The sequence below is a fragment of the Terriglobales bacterium genome, from assembly GCA_035691485.1.
Lineage (GTDB): Bacteria > Acidobacteriota > Terriglobia > Terriglobales > Acidobacteriaceae > JAIQGF01.
On record DASSIZ010000141.1, the window covers coordinates 1 to 25,543 of the forward strand.

Annotated in this window: 20 protein-coding genes and 1 tRNA gene; 9 read left to right on the forward strand and 12 right to left on the reverse strand. The window is 60.6% G+C overall.

Going from position 1 to position 25,543, the window contains the following annotated elements; genetic code table 11:
* Positions 1-381: 381 nt before the first annotated feature.
* The 6 genes from udk to VFI82_17140 form a co-directional block, all read right to left on the reverse strand.
* On the reverse strand, positions 382-1,020 hold the full coding sequence (gene udk, locus VFI82_17115) for a uridine kinase (GenBank protein ID HET7186405.1): 639 nt from the start codon (positions 1,018-1,020) through the stop codon (positions 382-384).
* Positions 1,021-1,090: 70 nt separating this feature from the next.
* The gene (locus VFI82_17120; GenBank protein ID HET7186406.1) at positions 1,091-1,960 is read right to left on the reverse strand and encodes a purine-nucleoside phosphorylase; all 870 of its coding nucleotides are present in this window, start codon (positions 1,958-1,960) and stop codon (positions 1,091-1,093) included.
* 96 nt (positions 1,961-2,056) lie between these two features.
* The gene (locus VFI82_17125; protein ID HET7186407.1) at positions 2,057-3,316 is read right to left on the reverse strand and encodes a nucleoside transporter C-terminal domain-containing protein; all 1,260 of its coding nucleotides are present in this window, start codon (positions 3,314-3,316) and stop codon (positions 2,057-2,059) included.
* Between the two features lie 133 nt (positions 3,317-3,449).
* Positions 3,450-4,808, reverse strand: coding sequence for a thymidine phosphorylase (locus tag VFI82_17130; GenBank protein HET7186408.1), 1,359 nt, complete (start codon positions 4,806-4,808; stop codon positions 3,450-3,452).
* Positions 4,805-5,236 (reverse strand): cytidine deaminase, encoded by a 432-nt coding sequence (cdd, locus tag VFI82_17135; protein HET7186409.1) that lies wholly within the window; start codon positions 5,234-5,236, stop codon positions 4,805-4,807. The genes VFI82_17130 and cdd overlap by 4 nt, the downstream gene beginning before the upstream one ends.
* 409 nt (positions 5,237-5,645) lie before the next feature.
* Positions 5,646-6,395, reverse strand: coding sequence for a DUF1223 domain-containing protein (locus tag VFI82_17140; protein HET7186410.1), 750 nt, complete (start codon positions 6,393-6,395; stop codon positions 5,646-5,648).
* Positions 6,396-6,576: 181 nt separating this feature from the next.
* Between VFI82_17140 and VFI82_17145 the strand changes: the two genes are divergently transcribed.
* From VFI82_17145 to VFI82_17155, 3 genes are all read left to right on the forward strand, one after another.
* On the forward strand, positions 6,577-7,467 hold the full coding sequence (locus VFI82_17145) for a CHAD domain-containing protein (GenBank protein HET7186411.1): 891 nt from the start codon (positions 6,577-6,579) through the stop codon (positions 7,465-7,467).
* Between the two features lie 74 nt (positions 7,468-7,541).
* On the forward strand, positions 7,542-9,068 hold the full coding sequence (locus VFI82_17150) for a Ppx/GppA phosphatase family protein (GenBank protein ID HET7186412.1): 1,527 nt from the start codon (positions 7,542-7,544) through the stop codon (positions 9,066-9,068).
* Between the two features lie 198 nt (positions 9,069-9,266).
* Positions 9,267-9,503, forward strand: coding sequence for a hypothetical protein (locus VFI82_17155; protein HET7186413.1), 237 nt, complete (start codon positions 9,267-9,269; stop codon positions 9,501-9,503).
* A gap of 9 nt (positions 9,504-9,512) precedes the next feature.
* Here VFI82_17155 and sixA read toward each other — a convergent pair whose 3' ends face one another.
* From sixA to VFI82_17175, 4 genes are all read right to left on the reverse strand, one after another.
* A complete protein-coding gene (sixA, locus tag VFI82_17160; protein ID HET7186414.1) occupies positions 9,513-10,058 on the reverse strand; it encodes a phosphohistidine phosphatase SixA in 546 nt (181 codons plus the stop codon).
* 157 nt (positions 10,059-10,215) lie between these two features.
* On the reverse strand, positions 10,216-10,647 hold the full coding sequence (locus VFI82_17165) for a response regulator (GenBank protein ID HET7186415.1): 432 nt from the start codon (positions 10,645-10,647) through the stop codon (positions 10,216-10,218).
* Between the two features lie 238 nt (positions 10,648-10,885).
* A complete protein-coding gene (locus tag VFI82_17170) occupies positions 10,886-11,779 on the reverse strand; it encodes a PhzF family phenazine biosynthesis protein (GenBank protein HET7186416.1) in 894 nt (297 codons plus the stop codon).
* A 63-nt stretch (positions 11,780-11,842) separates the two neighbouring features.
* Positions 11,843-12,523: a peroxiredoxin gene (locus tag VFI82_17175; GenBank protein HET7186417.1), complete on the reverse strand. Its 681-nt coding sequence runs from the start codon at positions 12,521-12,523 to the stop codon at positions 11,843-11,845.
* Between the two features lie 373 nt (positions 12,524-12,896).
* On the opposite strand from VFI82_17175, the gene VFI82_17180 reads away from it, so the two are divergent.
* The 3 genes from VFI82_17180 to VFI82_17190 all read left to right on the forward strand — a co-directional run bounded on the left by VFI82_17180 (position 12,897) and on the right by VFI82_17190 (position 16,097).
* A complete protein-coding gene (locus VFI82_17180) occupies positions 12,897-13,598 on the forward strand; it encodes a hypothetical protein (GenBank protein HET7186418.1) in 702 nt (233 codons plus the stop codon).
* 79 nt (positions 13,599-13,677) lie between these two features.
* On the forward strand, positions 13,678-15,507 hold the full coding sequence (locus VFI82_17185; protein HET7186419.1) for a long-chain fatty acid--CoA ligase: 1,830 nt from the start codon (positions 13,678-13,680) through the stop codon (positions 15,505-15,507).
* A gap of 26 nt (positions 15,508-15,533) precedes the next feature.
* Positions 15,534-16,097 carry a chalcone isomerase family protein gene (locus tag VFI82_17190; GenBank protein HET7186420.1) on the forward strand — a complete coding sequence of 188 codons (564 nt, stop codon included), beginning with the start codon at positions 15,534-15,536 and terminating at the stop codon, positions 16,095-16,097.
* Between the two features lie 362 nt (positions 16,098-16,459).
* On the opposite strand, the gene VFI82_17195 is transcribed toward VFI82_17190, so the two are convergent.
* A complete protein-coding gene (locus VFI82_17195; protein ID HET7186421.1) occupies positions 16,460-18,097 on the reverse strand; it encodes a tetratricopeptide repeat protein in 1,638 nt (545 codons plus the stop codon).
* Between the two features lie 266 nt (positions 18,098-18,363).
* Here VFI82_17195 and VFI82_17200 point away from each other — a divergent pair, with 266 nt between their 5' ends.
* Entirely contained in the window at positions 18,364-21,870 is a 3,507-nt protein-coding gene (locus VFI82_17200) for a TonB-dependent receptor (protein HET7186422.1), read from the forward strand.
* A 133-nt stretch (positions 21,871-22,003) separates the two neighbouring features.
* Positions 22,004-22,102 (forward strand) — tRNA-Sec (locus VFI82_17205).
* Positions 22,103-22,186: 84 nt separating this feature from the next.
* Here VFI82_17205 and VFI82_17210 read toward each other — a convergent pair.
* On the reverse strand, positions 22,187-24,529 hold the full coding sequence (locus VFI82_17210; GenBank protein ID HET7186423.1) for a winged helix-turn-helix domain-containing protein: 2,343 nt from the start codon (positions 24,527-24,529) through the stop codon (positions 22,187-22,189).
* Between the two features lie 266 nt (positions 24,530-24,795).
* On the opposite strand from VFI82_17210, the gene VFI82_17215 reads away from it, so the two are divergent.
* A complete protein-coding gene (locus VFI82_17215; protein HET7186424.1) occupies positions 24,796-25,533 on the forward strand; it encodes a sigma-70 family RNA polymerase sigma factor in 738 nt (245 codons plus the stop codon).
* Positions 25,534-25,543: the final 10 nt, after the last annotated feature.

A 25,543-nucleotide genomic window follows, 5' to 3' on the forward strand; every position in this document is an offset into this window, starting at 1 on the left:
GGAATTCCGGAATTTGAAACCAGAGGGAAACTTGGCGCGAAAGATATCACGTGAGTTACCGATTGCAAAACAAAACTTCCATCAAAATCTCATGCCGACAGCGAACGACAACGGTCGAGGCCCACTCGTGGCCAGAGCCAAGTGGAGGTGATAAAGCCGTAGTAGGAACAGGTCGCTGGGATCTTCAAATTTTCTTTCGGGAGGAACTTTCATTGCACGTTCGTATCCAGAGTTCTCTACCAGCGGGAGCTTAGGAATAAAGAGTTTTTGGAAACAGGGGACGGGGCCAATTCTGTTTTTGAAATTTAATGCTTGGAAAAATACAAAAGATTGTAGGCAAAACGAGCAATACCCACCAAAGTGAATGGTCAGGCGGGGATGCTAAGAAGAAGTTGCCCCGGTGGTGGGCATGGTGGCGGGCTGGGGGAGTTTAACGCGGGCGATAATCTCGGCGCCGATCTTCGTGGTCGGGTTTTCGCCGGAGACGACAATGTCGGCAAAAGCGCGAGTGGGACGGACATAAAGATCGGCCATGGGGCGCACGGTTTCCACGTACTGCTTGTGGGCGGACTCGGCGGTGCGCCCGCGCTCCAGGACGTCGCGGACCTGGCGGCGAGAGAGGCAGACGCTGTCGGGCGCATCGATATAGACCTTAGTCTTCATTAAGGCCCGCAGATCTTCCCAATGCAAAGCGAACAGGCCCTCGACGATGAGGAAATCGCCGGGAGTAACGGTTTCACGAATGCCGGAACGGGTGTGAACAGTAAAGTCATACACCGGACGCTGGATGGGAGTACCGGCGGCCAGGGCGGTGAGGTGCTCGCGCAGGAGGGTGTGGTCGACCGATTCCGGGATGTCGAAATTGAACTTGCTGCGCGATTCGAGAGGAAGAAAGGCGAGGTCGCGATAGTAGGCGTCGATGGGGAGAATGGGGGCGTTGAGCTGGCGGCCAAGGAACTTTGCCAACTCGGTCTTGCCGGCGCAGGAGGGGCCGCCTATGGCAATGATGTGGGTGCTCATCTAAAAAGTACCTGAGTACCTGTGTTAAAACAGATTCCTCGTTACGCTCGGAGTGAGGCTGCCAGTTCGTTTACGACGCCGCCAGGTCCTCCACTTGCGGCAGGACCGATTCCAGCAACTGCATGAATTTCGCTTTCACGCGCTCGCCGGTTGCCAGCACTTCCAGATGGTCGATCGGCTGATCCAGGATACCCGCGGCCATGTTGGTTACGCACGAGATGGCAAGCACGCGCATGCCCACGTGGCGCGCGGCGATCACCTCGGCGACGGTGGACATCCCCACGACATCAGCGCCGATGGTGCGCAGGAAGCGGATCTCCGCCGGGGTTTCATACATGGGGCCGTAGCAGGCGGCGTAGACACCCTCGAAGATGTCGATGCCGAGGCGCTTGCCGTGGTCGAGCGTAATCTGGCGATACGGCCGGAAGTAAGCATGGGTCATGTCGAGGAAGCGGGGTCCGAAGCGCTCTTCGTTGGGACCAATGAGCGGGTTCACGCCCTGCAGGTTGATGTGGTCCTTGAGGACGACGAGGCAGCCCTGGGTATAGCTCTCATTGATGCCGCCGGCGGCGTTGGTCAGGATCAGGCCCTTGATGCCGAAACGGCCGAGCGCGCGCACCGGGAAAACTACGTCGCGGACAGTGTGACCTTCGTACAAATGGACGCGTCCCTGCATGCAGGCGACAGGCACGGTGCCAAGCGTGCCGATGACCAGCTTGCCGGCATGGCCTTCGGCGGTGGGCTTGGGGAAGTGCGGGATGTCGGTATAAGGGATGCGAACCGCGCCGGTAAGCTGGTCGGCGAAAGATCCCAGGCCAGAGCCGAGAACGAGGGCAACCTTGGGATAGACCTTGGTCTGCTTGCGCAGGAAGTCGGCGGTCTCTCCGGCGCGGGCAAAGTCGTCAATGAGCTGGCGAGTTGGTTCGGCGGCAGGTTTCATAAGGGTCGACGGTCGACGGTCAATGGCGGTTGGTCGTTGATCGTTCGCAATGCGGTCTTGGCCAACGACTCACGACAACTGGGTAAACGACCTCCCTCATTTCATCAAAATTCCCACAATCGAGGCGGACATCAGGTTGGCCATGGTGCCGGCGAGCATGGCACGGAGCCCAAGCCTTGCCAAGTCGGAGCGGCGGTTAGGCGCCAAGGCGCTGATGCCGCCAATCTGTATACCAATGGAGCTGAAGTTTGCAAATCCGCAGAGGGCGAAGGTGGCGATGGTGAAGGAACGGGGGTCGAGGGCAGCCTTCATCTGGCCGAGGTTGGCAAAGGCGACCAATTCGTTGATCACCATGCGGGTGCCGAGCAGGTTGCCGACGGCGGCGCAGTCGCGCCAGGGGATGCCAATGACAAACGCTACCGGCGCGAAGATGACGCCAAACACGCTTTCCAGGCTGGCAGGAAACCAACTTGCCCAGTGATTGTGAATGCCGCCGAAGATGGCGTTGACGAGCGCAATGAGGGCGAGAAACGAGATCAGCATGGCGGCGACATTGAGCGCCAGGTGGAGGCCGTCGATGGTGCCGCGGGCAATGGCGCCGAGGACGTTTTCATCCTTGTGCATGTCGACGTTATCGATCTCGGCGGTGGCGGCGGCAGTTTCAGCGCCGGGAGGATTGCGCTCGCCAGTGAGCGGAGTTTCGGTTTCCGGGACCAGCATCTTGGCCATGAGAATGGTGCCGGGAGCGGTCATGATGACGGCGCTGAGCAGGTGCTTGGCCTCGATGCCGTACAGGACATAGGCGCCCATGATGCCGCCGGAAACGTGGGCCATGCCGGCGGTCATGATGGTCATCAGTTCCGAGCGGGTGAGCGAGGGGAGGAAGGGGCGGATGGTGAGGGGCGCTTCGGTCTGGCCCATGAAGATGCTGGCGGCAACGTCGAGCGATTCGGCGCCGCTGGCGCCCATGAGCTTCATCACCTTGGCAAATTGCTTGATGATGAACTGCATGATGCCGAAGTGATAGAGCACGGCGAAAAATGCCGAGACGAAGATGATGGTGGGCAGCACCTGGAAGGCGAAGCTGAAACCGAAATTCGACTGCTTCTTCCCGATTTCACCGAAGATGAAGGACGAGCCGGCAAAAGAGAAGTCGAGGAAACGGGTGACCCCGGCGCCGGCCTTGGCGAGCGCGGAGCGGCCGGCGTCAAAGCGCAGCACCAGGAAGGCGAACAGGAACTGCAAGCCGACGCCCCAGCCCAGGGTCTTGAGGCGGATGGAGCGGCGGGAGGTGGAGAAGGCGAAAGCCAGCCCCAGCATGGAGAGCAGTCCGAGAATGCCGACGAAGCGATACATGAGGTTCCAGTTTCTGCTTGCTAGTTTCTGGTAGCGAGTTCAGCGCAAAGCAGATTCCTCGCGGGCTAAAGCCCGCTCGGAACGACACATCCTTCAACAACGCTTTGCGGTACGACTAAAGTCGTGCCCTTCCCTACTCCCCGATCACGCGATGAACCAGCGTTGGCAGCGCGGCCGGAGGCTGCGACGAAATCGTGTACGCGGAAAGCAACAGGCGGCGCGCCTCGTCCAGTCGCGCGTCGGCATTGTAATGCACCGTACAAAGCGCTTCGCCTTGGGCGACCGCATCTCCTAACTTCTTGTGGACCATGATTCCAACGGCGGGATCGACCGCATCTTCCTTCCTCTCGCGGCCACCACCGAGCACGACGCAGGCAGTCCCCACCTGCTCGCACATGATGGAGCTGACGTAACCGGCGGCCGGGCTGGGAATCTCGATCTGGTGCAGGGCGTGCGGCAGGCGATCGCGAAAACGGAGCACGGACGGGTTCCCGCCCTGCAGGGTGATGATTTCGCCAAACTTGGCCAGCGCGGCGCCGCTGACGATGGTCTGCGCCGCCAGCGTGCGGCCGGCTTCGACGTCGGGAACGCTCTCCCCGAGGTACAGCATCCAGCCCGCAAGTTCGAGACAGATTTTCGCGAGGTCTTCCGGGCCCTTGCCGGAAAGTATGTCGACGCACTCCTGCACTTCCATGGCATTGCCGACGGCGTTGCCAAGGGGTTGGTTCATGTCGGTGATGAGCGCGACCATGCGCTTGCCCATGCGGCGGCCGGTCTCGACCATCAACTCGGCGAGACGGATCGCATCTTCCTCGCGCTTCATGAAGGCGCCGGAGCCGGTCTTGACGTCAAGCACCAGCGCGTCAATTCCCTCCGCCAGTTTCTTGCTCATGATGGAGCCGCAAATCAGGGCCGGGCTCTCGACGGTGCCGGTGACGTCGCGGAGGGCGTAGAGCTTCTTGTCGGCAGGCGCGATTTCGGCGGTCTGCCCAATGAGCGCGCAACCGCATTCGCGGAGCACGCGGCGGAATTCCTCGAGCGACAGGTTGACGTTGAAGCCGGGGATGGACTCCAGCTTGTCAAGCGTGCCGCCGGTGTGACCAAGGCCGCGTCCGCTGATCATGGGGACGACGACCCCGGCGGCGGCAACCACCGGCGCGATGACCAGGGAGGTCTTGTCGCCGACGCCACCGGTGGAATGTTTGTCGACTTTGCGTCCGGGAATGTCGGAGAGATCGAGCACCTGGCCGGAGTGGAGCATCGCCTCGGTAAGCGCGGTGAGTTCGGCGGCGGTGGTGCCCTTGAGCAGGATCGCCATCAGCAGCGCGGCAATCTGGTAGTCGGGAATGGCACCGGTAGTGTAGGCGGAGATGAGATAGTTGATCTCGTCGCGCGTGAGTTCGCCGCCATCACGCTTGCGGCGAATGACGTCCACGACGCGCACGCTGCGGGCGCGGCTGGCGGCCCCGGGGCCGTGAGAGCCAGCGGTCACAGCTTGAATCCCGCCGGGAGCAGAGCACGTGCGGTGGAATGCTCAAGACCGGGGCGGCCCTGGAAGATGACGTCGGCCTCGGGGCCGAACTCGAAGATGACCTGGCGACAGGCACCGCAGGGGGAGCAGGGGGCGTCGTTGCCATTGAACACGACCACGGCGCGAATTCGGAACGAGGGCCCTTCGGCGGCGATGCCGGCGGAGATGGCGGAGCGTTCCGCGCAAATGGTCAGACCGTAGGACGCGTTCTCGACATTGCAGCCGACATAGATGGCGCCGGAAGCAGAGAGCACAGCAGCGCCGACGCGAAACTTCGAATACGGAGCGTACGCGCGGGTCAACACCTCGCGCGCGGCGACGAAAAGGCGTTCCTTCTCGGTGGCGGACAAAGGCGGTTTGACAGGAACTTGCGGTTGCGCGCCCGACATGGGATTGGAATTAGTTGCATTAAAGGCGAGATGGGGGATTTTTTCAAGCAGCGATTGAGGTTGGAGGGTTATTAGCCGGGGAAAGCAACAAGGTTAGTCGAGTATCCGCCGTGCCCTAATTTTCCTTTCTAGGGAGGTCGGGCTGACGGCCTCCGGAAAATCATGCCGGCCTCGCCTGCGGCTCGGGCTGGGTTCGATGGGCATCGCTAGCCCAAGGCTTGCGCCTTGGGCTAGCACAGCGTGCCGGGCTCGCTACGCTCGCACTGGCCCCTCGCTGCGGAGGACGACGGTCCGATGGGTATCTCCCGTGGCTTGCGCGGCTAGCACATCCTGCCGGGCCCGCTGCGCTCGGGCTCGCTGCGCTCACACTCTCTCTGACCGCGCCCAGCTAAAACCGGCGGACACCCAGCTATTTCAAGGCGGTTTGCGCGGCGGCGGTGATTTCCAGGGTCGAGGGATCCTGGAGGAAAACGACGGCGCGGAGGTTCTCACGGCGCCAGTCGGGTTTCAACGTGAGTTGCTGGCGTGCGGTGAACTGTCCGGACGAGATCTTCCCTATTTTGCGCAATTCGCGGACGACGGCGGTGTGGCGCAGCAGGCGTCCGTGGTTTTCGCCGCGTCCGACCTGGGTACTTAAGTCCGACTCGGTGACGGCCAAAATGACGTCCAGCCGATGCGAACCAGCGTTTTCGATGGCGATGTCCACTGCCTCGCCGTGAGGGCGGATCAACAAAGATGGCAGGGTAGGGTGGGTACGCACGGCATCCTGGATGACGCGCGCGGCGCGCGAGCTATCGTTACCGACGAATTCGGTGCGGCCGTTGATCACCATCTGCGGTGTGTAAGGCGAGTCGATGCGGAATTGCGCCGCATAGCTCTCCTGGCGACGCGTGTATTCCGCCGAGGAAAAGCGATCCTTCCATCCCAGTCCGTCCCAGTAATCGACGTGCTCGCCGAGCGCGATGATCTCCGCGCCGGGAACGGAATTGCGATCCAGGCTCATGAGCAGGGCGTCGGCGGGCGGGCAACTGGAGCAGCCCTCCGATGTAAAGAGCTCAATCACGACCGGGACTGGCGCGACGTTGGCGGCAGGTTCGGCCGCGACGGCCGGAATTGCCAAAATCAGCAGTAAAAAGATGATAGCAACGTTATTTCTCATTACTGAGTGAGATGCGTTGAGGGATAAAGAGTTACGCCTTAGCGGACGGGGCCGGGGCGGGCAGCTTCGGGGCCAATGTCCGATAATGCGGTAACGCTTCCCAGTAAGGTGAAACGCGGCGACGTTTCGAGTAGGATTTTGTTCCCGTTGATGCGCACTTCCTGGTCCGGCGAACAACACCATGGCAATCGATAACAGAAGATCGCTCGCACTCATAAAAAAGCTGGACCGGGCCCTGGCAATGCGAGACGCGAAACTGCCTGCGGAACGGGTGCACCAGATACGCACCAGCGCACGACGTTTGGAGGCACTGCTGGAAACCCTGGGCGATGATGCCGACGCGCGGCAGCGCAAGCTGCGCAAGCGACTGAAGCGGTTGCGGCGGCTGGCGGGCGCGATCCGCGATGTAGACGTGCAGATGGTCGCACTGCGAAAGCTGAACATTAAACGCGAGCAGGAACGCAAAGCGGCGCTGATGCAGACGCTGAGCGAGATGCGCGGCAAGCGCGAACTAGCACTGGTGGAAGCGCTCGATGAGAAAGTTGTACGGAAGGTCCGGAAGGGGTTGCGCCGCTGGAGGCAATCCATCAGCGCCGAGAGAAGCCGAGAACGCGCGTACGGTGATCCGGTGGCAGCATCGTTGCGAGGGTTTTCCAGCCTTTCGCGCCAGATGGGCAGCTTGACGACGGAAAACCTGCACGCCTACCGCACGCGCTGCAAGCGCATACGATACCTGGCAGAAATTGGCGGGAGCACGGCGGAAGCGAAGCGAGTGGTGGAACCGCTGAAGCAGATCCAGGACGCCATCGGCGACTGGCACGATTGGTTGACCCTGACCGAAAGCGCAGAATCTCTATTCTCGCGCCCGCCGGGGAGCGGACTGGTTACGGCACTGCGCAACGTCACCGATGCGAAATTCGTCGCGGCCTGCCGAGTGTGCCAGGATGCGCGGCGATCGTTGCTGGCCCAGCACCGAAAGATGCTGAAGGAAGCACGGGCGCAGCGAGCTTCGCTAAGTCCGCGCAAAGCGATGGCAACAGCCGCGGGCGCGAGTCGAGCGCAAGTGGCGTAAGCGTCTAGCCGCTAGCCATAGGCCGTTGGCCGTTAGCCCGTTTAGGTTAACCTCAGCATTGTCGAACCTCTCTCATGACCACCTTCGCGGCGGTTGACATCGGAGCGAACTCGGTACGGCTGAAAATCGCGCGCCTGGTGCGGCAGCGATTGCAGACGGTGCACGAGGACCGCGAGGTGGTGCGACTCGGCGAGTCGGTTTTCCAAACCGGCATGCTGGCGCCGTCGGCGATGGCGCAAACCGTGAAAGTGCTGCGCCGCTTCCACAAGGCGGTGCAACTGCATGGCCACGCGCATACGAGGGTAGTGGCCACGAGCGCGTTGCGCGACGCGCGTAACTCCCGCGCCTTTATCGACTGGGTACACATGCGCACCGGCTGGCGTGTGGAAGTGATCTCCGGCATTGAAGAAGCGCGGCTGATCCACCTTGGCATCATCAGCAACATGCGGGTGACCGCGTCGCCGCTGCTGCTGATCGACCTGGGCGGGGGAAGCTGCGAGCTGACGATTTCGGCGCGCCATCGTATCCGCGAAACTGTGAGCCTGCCGCTGGGAGCGGTGCGCCTGACGCAAGATTTTTTGCACCAGGATCCGCCGCGGGATTACGAGTTGCAACGGCTGCGCAGTTACATCGCCGAGGAGGTGCAACGGGTGGCGCGCCGGATTGCGGCGGCGCACGTGCAGGCGGTGATCGCGACCTCGGGGACGGCGGCAGCGCTGGCGACCAGCGCGCCTTCGCTGCTCAAACATCCAGGAAGAGAAAACAAGGTAGCGACGCGGGCGGTGGTGCGCCTGGCAGAGAAGCTGAGCAAGATGAGTTATGCGCAGCGGATCAAGATCCCGGGAATCGGGACGCGGCGCGGGGAAATTATCATCGCCGGCGCGACGGCGTATGCCGAACTGCTGCAGCGCTGCGACCTGGGCGGCTTCCGCTACTCCGACCTCGGTCTGCGCGACGGGCTGCTGGCACAGATGACGGCGGACTATTCGCGCACGGCCAAACGCACGCAGCAACTGGAGTCGGAACGCTGGAACGCGCTGCTGGCCATGGCCAAGCGCTACCGGGTAAACATGGAACAGGCGCAGCATGTGCGCGCACTCGCCATGCAATTGCTGACGGGATTGAAATCGGTGCACCGTTTGCCGCCGGAGTACCAGGAGTGGCTGTCGGGAGCGGCGATCCTGCACGAAATCGGCGCCTACGTGAACCGCATGGGATGGCACCGGCACGCGCACTACCTGATTGCGAACTCGGAAATCCTTGGCTACACGCCTGCGCAAAGGCGGGTGATGGCGGTAGTCACGCGCTACCTGGGAAACGCCCTGCCATTGCCAGGCGACAAGCTGATGAGGTCGCTGGAGCCGGAGGACCGCGAAAACGTGCCCAAGGCGGTGGCTCTGCTGCGTCTGGCACGGGCGTTGAACCAGAGCCGGCGGCGCGCGGTCAGCGCAGTGCAGGTGCGGACGCGGAACAGCCAAGTTGTGTTGCGGCTGGCCGAACGTCGCGCGGCCGGAGTGGACCTGGAGCTGTGGGCGGTGAAGAGAGAGCGGGCATATTTTCGCGCCGTCTTTGGGCGCGACTTGCAGGCGGAAGCGCGTTGAATTCTTTCGCCGCCCGTGGCCGCAGAGGACGCCGGGAAGCAGAATGCAAAAGCCCGGATGGCCGCCGGCGCAGGGCGCCGAGATTCACCTTAGTTCCAATGGGCGGGCGCAGGAAAAATTCCAGGGTCATTGCTTGAGTGTGAGTAGATGCCCGTGTAAGGTTTTGCAGTCATTCATTCCTTCTTAACAGGTGGAAGCGTGCGACTAGCAATTCGAAACTGGCTGCTGAAGCAGATGAATGCCCGCGATTCGCTCGACGGCGTCACCGTGACCGTGAAGCTGGCAGTATGCGAATTCGGCGCCAAGCGGGTGGCCCGCGAGCTGCGCTCGATGGCCGCAAAGCTGGAAGGACGCGGCTCGTTGCCGGGCTGGAGTTTCGACGAGGAGACCATGAACGTCGCGGTCAACTCCGGGCGTCGCGGCAGCGCCGCGTAGAGCTACGATCTACTTTTTTGCGGGCTTAGGCTTACTTGCGGGCTTAGGGCGCAACTCCGGAGGCCGAGATTCGGTCAAAGCCCGCAGCACCTTGGGCGTGAGACACCAGTTCAGCACGCCGCGGTGCTGGGAAACTTCCACGCGCGCGACCCCGGCCTTTTTCAAATCAATCCCGGCGCGGCTCCCGCCGCCGATCAAGCGGCCGACAAATTCGCTGAGATTCGGGTTGTGACCGACCACCATGATGGCTTCCTGGTTGGAGTATCGCGTCAGCAGGTTGCGGAATTGCGCAAAGGCGGCCTCGGGGCCAAGCGCGGGATCGATAACAATCTTGCCCTCATAGGCAATCTGGTTGGCCACGATGGAAGCGGTTTGCGTGGCGCGCTTCAAGGGGCTGGAGATGATGACATCAGGGCGTGTTTGCAGCAGGGAGAGGGCGCGGCCGACGCAGCCACACTGCTCGACCCCTTCGCGATCGAGGGGACGTTTTTCATCCTTCGCGGGATCAGTTTTGTGCTGACCGGCGGAAGCGTGGCGGAGAAAATAGACGAGCATGGTTCCTTCGCAAGCAAGAAGTCAGAGCCAGCCAAAAGCGGGCGTGATGTAGAAGGTGGGATTCTCCAGCGACGTGCGGCGCATGAACGAAAGTAGATAGTAACAAAAAGCGGCGAAGCCAGTCCGGCCGCGCCGCTCGCAAGATGGCGGAATTGAGCTATGAGGCGGCCACGCCCGGCGGCCTGCCGACGGCGGCCATGGTGAACGGCAGCACGCGCTTGGGGCCGCGCTTCCGGATCAGCAGCAGGCGAATGCGCTCCAGCAGTTCCACCGGGGCATACATGCCCTTGGGAAGAAAAACGTCGGCCCGCAGATCACGCTCGTAGATCTTCACCTTGCCGGAAAAAAGAATGGCGGGGGTCTGGGGTGAAATCTTTTTCACTTCTTCAATCAACTTATGGCCATCCAGGCCGGGCATGATGAGATCGGAGAGGATCAGGTCAATGCCGCCTTGGCGGAAGACGTCCAAAGCTTCCAGGCCGTTGTTGCAGGTGATGACGCGGTAGCCGCGGGTTTCGAGCATGACCTTGCGGATGGAGAGAGACTGTTCGTTGTCGTCGACGCAGAGGATAGTTCGCTTAGGTTTCATGGCCCTTTCCGAACGGCAGTGAAAATTACAACGGGCATCGCTCGCGCGCGCGCCCGGGCGTAAAGAATCCGAGAAATTTTATCCAATGGGGCGAAAAACAAACGTGCGCGCATCGTACGGTCGAACACGTTCGCTGTAAAGTAGCGCCAAAGATAATAGGAAGATGGCCTAGTGAAAAGAAAAATACTTTCCTATAAGGTGAAATTCCGCGCTGGAGCGCATCGCGATGACGTGACCCTCAGAGAAACACTTCGCCGCGAATTACCTCCACAGAATTTCCACCGACGCGCACATTAACGATCCGGTCACCGTCGCGCCCGGCGCGCACGAAGATCCGGCTCGGTCTCCTGGTTTCGATTCCCTGCTCGATAAGCGCGCGCTCTTCCGGCTTGACGACGCCATGCGCGACCATCCAGGCCGCAGTGCAGCCGGCGGCCGAGCCGGTAGCGGGATCGTCTCCATTATAAAAGATCATGCGGGCGTGGAGGCGGGCGGAGTTGTCCTCGGTTTCGCGGCTGACGAAGTAAAAAAACTTTCCCTGGCTGGCTTCCAGGTATTGCGAGGCGGCTTTCAAGTCTGGATGCAGGGCGCGCATCGAGGCCAGGGTGCGCACCGGCACGATGGTGAATGCCAGGCCGGTCGAAACGGTCTGGATCGGGACGTCGTCGGCAATCTCATCGATCTTTAGCCCGGTGACCCGGGCCACGTCCTCGCGGGAGTGACGGAAGCCTAGTTCGGGATCGCGCTGCCGCATCTCGCCGAAGGCAGTGCCCTCGGAGCCGTCGGTAAAGCTCACCGCAATCTTACCCACGTTGAGATCCAGTTCAACGACGCTGGCGCCAGTAGCGCCGTGAAGGACTGTGGCAGTGCCGAGCGTGGGGTGACCGGCGAAGGGGAGTTCTTCCTGGACGGTGAAGATGCGGACGCGGTGACCGCGCTCGCGCTCGGTGGCGCTGTCGCGAGGCAGCACGAATGTGGTCTCGCACAGGTTGGTCTCACGGGCCAGGGCCTGCATTTCGCGGTCGCTGAGGCCGCGCGCGTCGGTGAAGACGGCGAGCGCGTTGCCCTCCAGGGGGCGCGAGGTGAAAACATCCAACTGAACGTACTGAAAACGTCGTGGCGTTGCGGGCATGTCCTGGACGTTCGAAGTGGTGGGTCAGTCGCCGCCTTTGAGACGGCGACTGACGATTGAATTTCAAGCCGACTTCTTGCTGGCCGTTTCCTTGGGCTGCGGCACGATGCGGATGTAGGGACGCGGCTCTTTCCATTCGCCGAAAATCTTCTTCGCCTCGTCGTTGCTGACGGAGCCGGAGATGATCACGTCCTCGCCCTGCTTCCAGTTTGCCGGAGTGGCGACCTTGTGCTTGGCCGTCAACTGAAGGGAGTCGATGACGCGCAACACTTCGTCGAAGTTACGGCCGGTGGTCATGGGATAAACCAGGATGAGCTTGATCTTCTTGTCAGGACCGACGACGAAAACGTTGCGCACGGTCATATTGTCGGCGGCGGTGCGGCCCTCACAAGAGCCCTCGACGGAAGCCGGCAGCATGCCGTACTGCTTGGAAATTTTCAGGTCGGTGTCGCCGATCATGGGATAGTTGGGTGCGAATCCCTGGGTTTCCTTGATGTCCTTGGCCCACTTGGCGTGATTGTCCACGGGATCAACGCTGAGCCCGATGATCTTGGTGTTGCGCCTGTCGAATTCGGGCTTGATCCTGGCCATGTAGCCAAGTTCGGTGGTGCAAATGGGGGTGAAATCTTTGGGGTGGGAGAAAAGAACAGCCCAGGAATCGCCGATCCAATCGTGGAACCTGATCTTGCCCTCAGTGGTTTGGGCCTCGAAATCCGGGGCGACATCGCCAATCTTGAGACTCATCATGTGCCTCCTTGAATTCTATGGTCAGAATTGTAATGGCAGAGCTGACCCAGGTGCACGGCGGCCCGAGAGGCGGCTGGTGTACGCAGGACCAATGAAGCATTAGACTCGCGAACCGTTAAAAGAGCTTCAGAAACCGTATCCCCCCAAATTCGCCAAACCCAGGCGGAGGGGGGCCACTCACCAGGAACTTCCGCACATCAGCTCGCCGGACTCGCAAATGGGGGCCACCCTGCCACCCGCACATCTGTTCCGCTTCCCGAAAACGGAACCCTTCCGAAGAATAAATGCGGGCGAAATTACGGAAATTTCGCCCGTTCAGTCCTAGCATTCTTCTGCAGCGGTAATAGCAATTGCTCGCAAGGAGATTTTTATGCGGCATCGGTTTTTCTGCGTCCTTGCTGTTCTGGTGTTAACAACGCTCACCTGTTTTTCACAACAACGCGAAATCACGCAATTCTCTCTCATCGCTGGTCCTTCCTACCTCGCCACGCCATCCCTGAACCTGGCGCAACGCGGATTCAATCTTGACCTTGCTACGAACTATCGCCCCTGGCTGTCGATGGGTTTCGATTTCAGCGCCTTCACTGGCGGCACTACGCTGATGCCGCAATACCTCAACGCGGCAACGCAGGCGAAGCTAGGGGCGCTCCCGAAACCCTTGTTCATGTCTGTCGCGGGAGGAGTTCCTTTCACCACTTCGACGTATACGTATCAGATGGGACCGCAACTGAATTACCGGCATTTTAGAAAGGTGACGCTCTTCGTACGCCCCGCACTCGGCCTGCTGCACGCGAAGTTTCAGACCCATCCGGAAAAGCTCTCCAGCCCCTACGCCACACCGGTCATCATGGGCCTGCTGAATGGGAAGTTGTCGTCGGCTGACACCTCGGTGTTTTATGGCTTCGGCGGCGGGGCTACCTGGGAGATCCACCCGAACTTCGGGCTTCGTGCCACCGTGGACTTGGCCCGCTACAACTTTTTTGCCCAAACCCTGACCGGCCCCCGTAACTCGGTGCGGTTCTCGGTGACCACCAAGTTCGGCTTTGGAAGGAACATCATGAGCAAGTATTGAGCCGGAGGCGCCAGTCGCCGTCGTCCTTCGCTGCTGGAAATCGGAAGTGGTTTCAGTACGCCTTAAGGACTGAAAAGCCGTGACTCAAACCATCAATGACGTCTTTTTCTCGGCCGTGGAGCGCGACCTTGACCGGGTCATGCTCTACAAGCAGGCTGCGAACTGGGTACCCATCTCCTCGCGCGAGCTGTACCGGAACGTGATAGGGACAGCGCGATCGCTGGCCGGCTTGGGAATCAGCCGCGGCGATCGCGTTGCCATTCTCAGCGAGAACCGGCCGGAGTGGGCGGTTGCCGATTTTGCCACCATGTTGCTGGGGGCGGCCGACGTTCCCATTTATCCCACGCTGACCGAAGAGCAGACCCTGGTAATTCTTCAAGATTCAGGAGCACGCCTCGCCTTTGTTTCGACCGTCGAGCAGCTTAATAAGGTGCTGGCAATCCAACATCGCACCGCGATTGAGAAGGTGGTGGTGATGGATGAGGTCGGGATTCCCGGGGCGATCCCGATGCAGCGCCTGATGGCGGACCCAGATAGCGGAAGCGATGCTGAAATGGAGGCACGCGGCAAGGCGATTGGGCCCGACGACCTGGCCACGATTGTGTACACCTCAGGCACAACCGGGATTCCCAAGGGGGTAATGCTTACCCACGGAAACCTGGCATCAAACCTCTTCTATGCCCGGGAGTACTTCGATTTGGGGCCCGGCCAGGTTGGCATCTCGTTTCTGCCGCTGTCGCACGTGACCGCCCGCCACCTCGACTATGTGTTGTTCCATTGCGGCGTGACCATCGCCTACTGTCCGTCCTTCCTATTAATGCCGCAATACATGGCCGAGGTCCGCCCCACCATCTTCGTGGGAGTCCCCCGAGTTTACGAAAAGCTTCGGGACAGGGTGCGCCATCAGGCCGCCGCGGGATTCAAGCGGAAAGTCTACGACTGGGGGCTGCGTGTTGGCCATGCCCATCGGTCCGAAATACTGGCGGGCAAAAAGCCGGCATCGCCGATTTGGAAACTGGCGAATGCTCTCCTGTATTCAAAGATCCGCAAGGCGATGGGAGGGCGGGCGCGCGTCTTTGTATCCGGGGGCGCACCCCTGGGTCGCGATCTGGCCGGCTGGTTCGCCGACATAGGCATCCGCATACATGAAGGCTACGGGCTGACAGAAACATCGCCCGTGATCGCCATTAACAGTCCGCAGGCCCACCGGCTCGGCACCGTCGGCAAGCCACTGACGAACCTGGAATGCAAGATCGCTGCTGACGGGGAAATCCTGGTGCGTGGCCCGTCGGTGTTCCAAGGCTACTGGAACAAGCCGGAAGAAACCTACGACGCGTTTGAGGGCGGGTGGTTCAAAACCGGGGACATCGGCGATCTTGATGCTGATGGGTTCCTGACGATTACGGATCGAAAGAAAGATTTGCAGAAGACCTCAGGTGGCAAGTTCATCAGCCCGCAAGCCATCGAAATGAAGCTGGCCAGCAGTTCGATGGTGGCCTATGCAGCCGTAGTCGCGGACGGCCGAAAGTTTGCTTCGGCGGTGCTCGCACCAGAGTTTGCCGCGCTGGAAGAGTGGGCGCGAGCCCAGGCGATGAACTACGGAAGCCGGCAGCAGCTTGTGGCTCATCCCGTCGTGCAAGCCTTGTACGCGGGGATCGTGGCCGAGGTCAACAAGACTCTGGCGCAATACGAAACCATTAAGAACTTCTTGCTGGTGTCCGACGAGTTCACCATCGCTGACGGCCAACTTACGCCCTCGATGAAGATGCGGCGCCGGGCGATCGAACAGCGGTATCGCATGCAAATCGAGGCCCTATACGGCAATCACGCTCGCACTGGAGACTTTCAAAGTGCGGATGGGGATCGAGCCGAAACTGCCGCGTTGCGCCAGGCGGAACAGAAGATCTGAAATTGCAGATGGCACGGGAGGTCCTGATGCACAGACTCGCCAAATCGCTTGCCGTTCTTGTGTTCGCAGTGGCATCGATCGTCGATGTATACGCCGGCACGCTGGCCGGAGTGACCCTGCCGGACACGGTACAGGTCGGGGACAGAAGCCTGGTGCTCAATGGATTGGGAGTGCGAAAGAAGTTCGTAGTGAAGGTCTACGTTGCGGGGCTCTATGTTGAGCAGAAGTCGGCTGATGCGGATGCCATCATCAAGGCCGAGGTACCGAAGCGGATCGTGATGCAGTTTTTGCACGGCGCCAGCAAGAACCAGATGGCGGATGCCTTCGACCAATCGTTCAACAACAATGCACCGGAGGCAAGGAAGGCCCTCAAGGCCGACATCGACCGATTGCTCGGCGCGCTCGAAGCGGTCAAGGAAGGCGACCAAATGGTCTTCACTTGCGTCCCCGGCGGCGGCACGACCCTCGTCATCAACGGCAAGGAGAAGGTGACGATTGCCGCTCCCGCCTTCGGCCCAATGCTGTTGTCGGTGTGGCTGGGGCCGAAGCCGCCAAATGAAGATTTGAAAAAGGGCATGCTCGGGCTGTAGCAATGCCATTGCATCAAAGCGGCCGACGTCACTTGTTCGGAAAGCCACTCCGGCTTTCGACGCGGATGTAGCCGTCAAACGCTACTGCGACCGGGGTTCCGGTCTTTAAACAGGTTGGGCAGAGCCGATGGATTAACCGGAACCTCTCGGCCGCTTCCGCTTCGCTTTTCGCGTCGATAAATCCCGGCTCACTGCTGTCTGTATCGATTACCCAAGCATTGTGACAGTGAGGGCAGGCAACTTTGCCGATGGCTCGATAGTGCATGGCGGCGCGGATTATACGCCACACCGAACGGTGATTCTCCCTCAAGCCAGAGCGTGTTGAGTGGGCACCCGCAGTTCATCTGTTCGGAACGGAGAGGCTAGTGGTTGGTCCTGTCCGCTTTGACTGCGCTGGCGCGCTGCATAGTGGCTAATACGCGATGATAGCCGTCAATATGCGGCGCCAAGCGGATGGCTTCGCGCACGTGCTGTTGCGCAAGTTCGCGATTTCCATCCTTCCACTCGATCATCCCGAGTTCGTACAACGCGGTGGAGCGAATGTTGTTATCGGCTCCCATGGAGACCACGCGCATCAAGTAAGGCCGCGCCGATTCGTACTCGCCGCGGGAGTAAAACTGGCGGGCGAGAGCGCTGTTGAGCAGAACCGATTTCGGGTAGCGCTGCACGGCTGCCTGCAGCGTGGCCGCCGCCTTGTCAGGCGAACCCGCGGCGGCGTAGGCATCGGCCAGAGTGGTGACGGCGTCAGGATTGCCGGGAGCAACCGAGTAGGCGCGTTCGAAGACCGAGAGTTCATTGTCCCAGACCCGCGTCTCGCGGGCAGAAATGACAGCCGCGACTACCGCCAGGATCACGGCAGCAATTGCGGGCGCATGTTCCGGCCAGCCCGCCCATGCAGCCAGACGCCGTAAGCCAACCGCGACCATCAGCGCGATCCCGAAGGAGGGAAGGTAGAGGTGCCGGTCGTGCAGTTGTATCCAGCTGAACTCGCCGACGATGGGAAGCAGGGTGAGGGCGAACCAAGCGGCGGCAAATTTCAATACCGGCGAATGACGCGACCAACGCCAGTACAGGACCGCGGCGATGAGCAGCGCGGCGGCGGGAAGAAACACGTATGCCATCGAGAAATGGGTAATGTCGAGCAGCGGGTAAAACGCGCTGAGCCGGTAGGGGAACACGATTTGCCGGACAAACAACCAGAACGCCAAGGGCGCGGTGAACAGTACGCGCGCAAACGATCTCGGAATCGCGGTATCCCCGGCGCCGTGCAGCACGGCGGTGCGCAGCACGATGTAAGCGGCCACCACGGCGACGAACACGGCCACGGGAAGAAACCGTCGCGCGGCGCGCGCCTCTTGATTGCCGGCAATCCAGACTTCGTAGGCGATGACAATGAAGGGCACTACCAGAGAGGTTTCCTTGGTCAACAAAGCAGCGGCAAAACAGGAAGCCGACAGAACCAGCCAGGGCCAGCGCGGTCCGAACACCGTGCGCGCGCGAACATAGGCCAGCAGCGTGGCGAAGACCAAGACCGCCTGCACCGCCTCGGAAGCCCCGGAGATCCAGGCAACGCTCTCTACCTTGCACGGATGCACCGCAAAGAACAAGGCGGCGATGGCCGCGCCGGTTTCGTCCTGCAACAAGACCTTGGCAAGCTGATAGGCAAGCAAAACGGCGGTGACGTGGGTGAGCACGGCCGCCAGGTGAAACCAACCGGGAGCGGGTCCAAGTACGTTCTGCACCATCCAGAGCCACGCCAGGTAAATGGGCCGGTAATGACGGGCGGGCATGTAGATGTCGAGATAAGCGGAAGAGTGCTGGGTGAAGATCAGCTTCAGACCCGACCAGGACTGGAGCCAGGGATTGAGGGTGATCAGGCCGAAGTCGTCGTAGACGAAACCGAATCGAATGGTCTGGGCGTAGGCGGCAATCACCGCCAGCAGGCTGAAGCGCAGCAGGGTGTCGCTCTCGGAAAAGCGGGGCCGTCGCAGGATGTGCATGCGCTTGAGGCGCGATTATATGCGGCTTCTGGCGTCATTCAAGCTGCCATTGGCGCAGGAACCATTTCATGTATCGCGGCAATTGGTTTTTTGCGGCGGCTGGCCCGCCGACAACAACTTGACCACGCTAAACAAGGAAGTGAATAATCCCGCGGACACAGGGATGATTAGTCTTGCGTTGCGAACGCTCCGGAAGGCAAGACCGAACTCGTGTCGCAGGGCGAGCGGGGCGCGTGCTCAACTTGTTTTGGCAAGGAGAAGACAACATGAAGTTGCGACTCACGCTGGTATTGCTAGTGATCGCGGTGACATCGATGTCGGCGCAGACTTTCCGAGGAACAATCCTGGGAAACGTTACCGATGCTTCGGGCGCGGTGCTCTCGGGAGCGAGCGTGGCAGCGCGCAACATCGCCACCGGGCTGCAACGCAACACCCAGACCACCAGCGACGGCACCTACAGCATTCCTGAACTGCCCATCGGAACCTATGAGGTCACAGTTTCGCAGGCAGGATTTCAGGCCTGGGTTACGCGGGTCGACGTCAGCGTTGCCAGCGAGCGCCGAGTCGATGCGCAACTGAAGCTCGGCGCAGTGAGTGAACGTGTTGAAGTTTCCGGCACGTCGCTACCGCAAGTCGAGACCACAACCAACACCATCGGCGGAACCCTGGTAGCGAATGACGTCAAAGAACTGCCGGTGAACGGGCGCGATTATACGAAGCTGATCTTCCTGACGCCGGGAATCGCCGGCTCGCCGGACCAGATCACGGACTCGCCGGGCTCTTTCGGCGTGTTTTCCATGAACGGGGCCCGCGGGCGCTCCAACAATTTCCTGCTCGACGGCACCGACATGAACGACGGCTATCGCAACGACCCGGCAATCAATGAGGCGGGAGTATTTGGCACGCCGGCGACCATTTTGCCGATCGATGCCGTCGCCGAGTTGCGAGTATTGTCGAACTTCGAGGCCGAATACGGACGCAACGCGGGCGCGACCGTCAATATCGTGACCAAGAGCGGCACCAATACCCTGCACGGGACCGCGCTCGAGTACTTCCGAAACAACGCGCTGGACGCGCGCAATTATTTCAACACGAAAGGCCAGCCGCAGGCGCCGTTCCACAACAACCAGTTCGGCGGTTCGCTGGGCGGACCGATCGTGGAGAACAAGACGTTCTTCTTCTTCAATTACGAAGGCCAGCGCGAACGGGTAGGAACCGTCACCCTGGCCTGTGTCCCCGATCCGGCGCAAGTCAGGGCCGACATTCTGGCTAATGGTCCCGCCAACCCGGTCACCGCCGCGATGCTGAAATTCTGGCCCGCCCCCAACATTCCCGGAACGTTTGGCACACCGTCGGCGCCTGGCAGCGGAGAGGACGTAGGTTGCCCGAACGGGCCCAACGCCTCCTTGATCACGCCGTCTTACAACAACCTGAGCAGCATGATCGCCAAGATCGACCACAGCTTCAACAGCAACAATATCCTGACCGGGCGCTACTTCTTCGGCGACAGCACGCAGTCGTTTCCGCTCGCGCTCACCGCCTCCGGGGGACAATTGCCGGGCTTCAACACGGTGACGCCGACGCGGGTGCAGCTGGTTTCGCTGTCATACGTGCACACGTTTGGAACCAACAAGGTGAACGAACTGCGCTACGGATGGAACCGTTTTGCCGAGGGCTTCTTCCCTGAAGACGAGAAATTTCAGCCGAGTTCCATCGGGTTGTGCGCAGCCAGCTCGCTGGCGGACTGCTCCGGACTTGGAGCGCATAACTCCGGCCTGCCGATAACGCTGGTTTCGGTGACGCCGAGCGGAGCCAGCAGCTTTTTTGCGCAGCCGGGCGCTACGTCCGGCGACCCCAGACAGCGCGTGGACACAAATATTCAGGCGATCGAGAACTTTTCCTGGAAGGTCGGCAAGCACGACCTGAAGATCGGATTTGAGTACCGTCGCACCAGCATCGAACAATTCTTCAACAAGTATTTCCGCGGGAGAATGAAGTTCTCCAACTTGAGCAGTTTCCTGGCCGGCACGCCGTCCCCCGGCGGCTTCGGCAGCCTGCAGTACTCCGGCAACTCACGACGTCACACCTACGAGAACAACTTTGGCGCGTACGTGCAGGACGGATTCCGGGTAAGCCCTCGGGTGACATTGAACTACGGTTTGCGCTGGGACTACAGCGGCGTAGTCGCGGAAAAGAACAACCTGTTCGCAAACTTCATTGTGAGCAACTTTGACGCGGCCACCGACACCGGCACTGGGACGCTGCAGCAAGTCGGCAGTGCCGGGCTCAAGCGGTTGTACCAGCCGGATTACAAGAATTTCTCGCCTCGGGCCGGGATTGCCTGGGACGTGACCGGCAAGGGAAAAACCGTGGTGCGCGCCGGGTTCGGCGTGTTCTTTGACGCCTTCTCCCAGGACATTTTCCTGGGGCACCTTCCCTACCCGGCGTTCTACGCGCCCGGGCCGGCCTATGGGAACTTTGGGCTGCGACCGATCACGGGAGCGGCGCTCAATCCGGCGTCAGCCACCATCACTCCGGGCGTGCCGCTGTACGGCCCGTCTGACTGCAGCGTGGTGGAGTGCGATATTTTCGCCGTCGATCCGCACATCAAGACCCCCTACATGGAGAATTACAACATCAACATTCAGCAGCAACTCAGCAACAACGTCGTGCTGCAGGTTGGCTACGTGGGATCGCAAGGGCACCGGCTGTTCCGCTTCTATGACATCAACCAGCCCACGCCGCAGGCGATTTTTGCCGCGGATTGTCCCAATACACCCGTGTCGCAGATCGGCCAGCCCTGCACCGCCGACCCCGGGGCGACCATTGCTGACTTCGGAGCGCCACGTGTTTTCGGGAGCGGCGGAGTGGGCGCCTTCTATATTTTCCAGCAGAAGTCCACCGGAAAGTCGAATTACAACTCGCTGCAAACCAGCTTGCGGGTGAGTTCGTGGCACGGGCTCACTTCGAACCTAAACTTTGTCTGGTCGAAATCGCTGGACAGCTCCAGCGACGGGGAGGATTTCGTGGTCAATGCGGCGCAGCCGCAGGACAGCACCAACCCGCAACGTGAATATGGTCCATCCAATTTCAACATCTCCAAGCGGTTCACCTGGATCGTGGCCTACGAACTGCCGAACATGGGCGGACACATGCAGCGGCTGAAGAACGGATGGGGCCTGGACAGCACGGTGACCCTGCAGACGGGCCAGCCCTTTACCCTGAACTTCAATGCCGAGGACGATTTCAGCGGGAGCGCGGAGGGATATGACCGGCCGGATGTGGTGGGACCGATCAAGTACGACTACCATCATCCGGGCAATTTCCTGGACCTCAGTGCGTTTGCCATGCCGTGCACGGTCGCGCCTGGATCATCGTCGGGCTTTGCATCCGACTGCCTGCCGGGGACGCGCCACTTCGGAAACCTGGGACGCAATGCGCTGGTTGGCCCGCCTTACCGGCAGTGGGACGTGGCCCTTTACAAGAACACCGCCATCACCGAAAGAGTGACGATGCAGTTCCGGGTAGAGTTCTTCAACATCCTGAACCACCCGAATTTTTCCAGCCCGCTGCTGCCTGCGTTCATCGCCGATCCGGCGTCGAACGTCAATCCGTTCAACAGTTGCGGATGCGGCTTCCGCAATGCCGGCACGCGCGAGGTGGGCAATGGCGCCTACCAACTCACCGCCACCGGCGACGTTGGGGTCGGCAATCCATTCCTGGGAGGCGGTGGGCCACGCGGAATTCAGCTGGCGGCGAAGTTCACCTTCTAGAGGCGGGGAAACTAGGGGCTGGGGGTTAGGCTTGCCGAGCTAACTCCCGTCACCGGCAACTTTGTAGGCCGCGCTCGCGCGGGTTACACTCGAAGCGGACGACCATTCTCGCTGCAAAGCGCCTGCACGCAAGGGAAGCGAATGGGGTCCGGTGATCCTCCTGGTCTTCAAAACCAGTGCTCGACAGCTTCGCGCTGCCGAGGGTCGGTTCGACTCCGACACGCTTCCGCCAAGACCGAAGTTTATGTGTAGCGGTGGAGTCAGTCGCTTCTGTCAGTCGCTCAGTTTCCGTCGTTCAGTCTGCCAATCCCGTTAGTCAGTGCAGGTTCACGAATTCTGCTTTGGCTTGCTTCAGGAGGGGGATGTCAGGGTCGGCGTCTTTCCAAAGCGTTAGGAAGTCTTTGTAGGCGCTCCTGGCCTTGCCCTGGTCTCCTGACAGAACGTAGGCCCTGCCCAGTCCCAAGTGCGCGAGTGCGCCGATGGGCTCACTCCGGACGACGCCGGGGTGATCGAGAATCTTCCGAAACTCGGCGGCAGCAGCGGCGCCTTGCTTGGCTGCCAGATACGCCCCGCCGCGCAAGTAAACCGGGTAAAGAACGAAAATCAGGGTCTCAAGGTTACCCCCGAGTTCGTAAGGCGCTACCGCGAGGGTCTTGCTGGCCTTGAGGCCATCGCCGCCCCGAAGCAAAGCGGCGGCATGGATCGCAGGCAAGTAGTTGGATTGCACAATCGTGTCTTCCGGAAAGCGCCTTCCCAAATTGCTTGCCAGGCGCATGGCCTGGGCGGAATCGCCCGCCATTTCCAGCGCGATAGCCGACAGAGCCTCCACGTCCCTGGCGTTGGAGAGCGCGAGCGCCGCTTTCGCCTGCTGTTTCGCCAAATCCATATTACCCACCAGCGCCTCGCGTATCGCGCCTTCCGCCCGGTAGAGCGCTACTGCCTCTTTTTCATCCCCTCTCTGGGCGGACTCGACGGCACGCCGGGTCAGTACACGAGCCTTCGCAAGCTGCCCGAAATAAAGGGCTGTGTCCGATTCATGGTTGAGCATTTGGTCTTCGTATCCCGGCTTGCCCATCAGTTCCGCCGCCTCCCGCTCCATCCCCGCCGCGTCGTGCTGAACAAAAGCAACCCAATAGAGGTTGAGGTGAATCTCCGGTGAGTCAATATTGTGAGCGCGCGCCTCCCGCGCCGCAGCTTTGGCGTCGTCCAGACGGTTGAGTTGCAGATACCCGCTTACGAGATTCGCGTACCTGTTTCCGGTTCCTGCGCTCACTCTCAAGACGTTTTCATGCGCAGCCAGTGCTTTTTCGAAGTCGCCCAGTTGGCTGTAGATGAGGCCCAGATTGTTGAGCGGAGCTTCGCGTGGGTAAGTTTGCGCGGCCAATTCGTAGACCTTGCGGGCTGCTTCCAGATTTCCGGTGACGAAAAGTTCGTAGTGCGAGGCAATGTAGAGCTTTTCCCGCTCGCTGACGCGTTCTCGCAGTTCATACGCTCGGCGGACACTTTCCGCTGCACGGACCGTCTCGTTAAGGTTGGAATAGCTGGTCCCCAGCCTGGCGTGGGCCATGGCGAAATTCGGGTCCAGGCTGATCGCCTGCTGGAACAACGGGATCGCGGCTGCCCAATCGCTCTTTACGATCATGGCGTGATACGCGAGGCTGTAGGCTTTGAGCGCCTCCAGCGATGCTGTGGTTACCTTTTCCGGTGGGGCGTCATACTTCTGCACCGAGGCCAGAGACTCGCCCAGCTTATTACGGATTTCCGAAGCCACCTTTCCCAAGGCGTCGAGCACATGGTTCTTGTCAGAGGCCCGCGCCTCCGCGCTCCCCAGCGATTCCCCGTTTGAGCAGTTGATCGCTTTCAGGGTCAGCAGGTACTGCGTGCCGACTTGCGCGATCGTCCCATCCAGAACCGCTGCGCTTGCCGTGCGCTGGCAAACTTCGCGGGCTAGTTCGTGGGTCAGGCGGGAGTCCTTGGGCCGGGCCATGAGAGATAAGGTCTGCGCGATGTGCTCGTCGGATAGCAGATTCAAGAACGGCGATTGCTCCAGTTGCGAGGCAAGCCCCTGCCGCAATGCGCCGTCGAAGACGGGATCGCCGGCGTGGTTGGCGAAGTCGGCCAGTACGACCGTGTCTTTGTCGGTGAGCTTGGGTTGACGGCGGGAGACAAAGACCACGGAGAGGAGGATCGCTACCAGCAGCAGCCCGGCCGCCGCCGGCCACCAGCGAGGAGACCGGGCCGGCGAGGTGGTTGCAGTCGCAACTGCGAGCAACGGGTCTTCCTGCTCAACACCGGAGGGCTGCATCGATGGGATGGGATTGCTCTCGTCCTTACGCTCCGTGACCGCCGCTATAAAACGGTATCCCCGCTTGGGTACAGTCTCGATATATCGCTGCCCTCCAGGAGTTTCGCCCAGCACTTTGCGCAGGGCCGAGATATTGACCGTCAGGTTGGCCTCTTCCACAAAGCTGTCAGGCCACACCTGCTGCATGAGTTCGTCCTTGGTCAGCAACCGGCCATTGCTCTGAATCAGTGCGACCAGGATCTCGAACGACTTCGGCGACAGCGAAACCGGCTTGCCCTCGCTCAGGAGGAGATGTTCCCGGGGGTCACAGCGGAATTTTCCAAATTCGTACAAGACCTTTGTTTTCGGGGGCATGACGATCTTTGGAACTGCCTTGGAATTTACCTGGAAATTATTAACGAGCCGCTAAGGACGATTTTGAGTGGCGCCGCCTAGCTTGCACGTGGGCCGGTGGTCGGGCGGCGATTTAGGCGAAATTCTAGTGGAAGCCGGGGCATGCCGCAAGAGTTTCGAGTCAGTAGGCCCGCCCTGCCGGTCGACGCTGGCGTGGATCACCACAATTCACCAGCGAGGTGGGGATGATCGCAAAACCCTCGCGCATCTCAAAGCAGGAATTGGCAATGGCACAAACCGAGTATAAGGGCATGAGTACGGCGTTGCCTTTCGGCGACTCCAAGATGTCAAGCACCCCTGGATCGACGCGATATTCGTCTCTGCCCCTGAAAGATGTCGTCTGTCTCTGCGCCGGCACTCGTGATGACGAGGCATGGGAGGAGTTCGTTTCCCGGGTCGGAAAACCCATCGCCCTCACCATTATCCGCACAGCCTCCCTGTGGGGCGAGCCTTCTCGGTCCCTGGTGGAGGACCTGGTCCAAGTAACTTACCTCAAACTTTGGGAAGACGGCTGCCGCCTCCTGCGGAACTTTGCCGTCCAGCATCCCGAAGCTATTTTGGGATATCTCAAGAAGACGGCCGCCAATGCCACTCACGACCATTTCAAACACGTCCATAGTCAGTTTTTCGGCGGCGACAGACCTCAGGTTTCCACCAGCGATGTCGACCCCGAGGCCGGGAACGAGGCGGTTGGAAGCCAGGAGAAAATCGCTTTCGGAGTATTATTGAATGAAATCGATGAACACCTGAAGCGTAGTTTGACCGGGCCTGATCAAAAACGCGACCGCATGATTTTCTGGCTGTACTTCCGGCAAGGAATGAGCACCAAGGAAATCGCCTCTCTGCCGGCCATCGGACTGGGCGCCAAGGGGGTGGGAAGCGTCATTGAACGCCTGAAGCATTGCATTCGAGAGCAGATCCTTGGGTCCCGTCCGGATTCCGACGACGCCCAGAAGTACCGCTAAAAGCAAATTC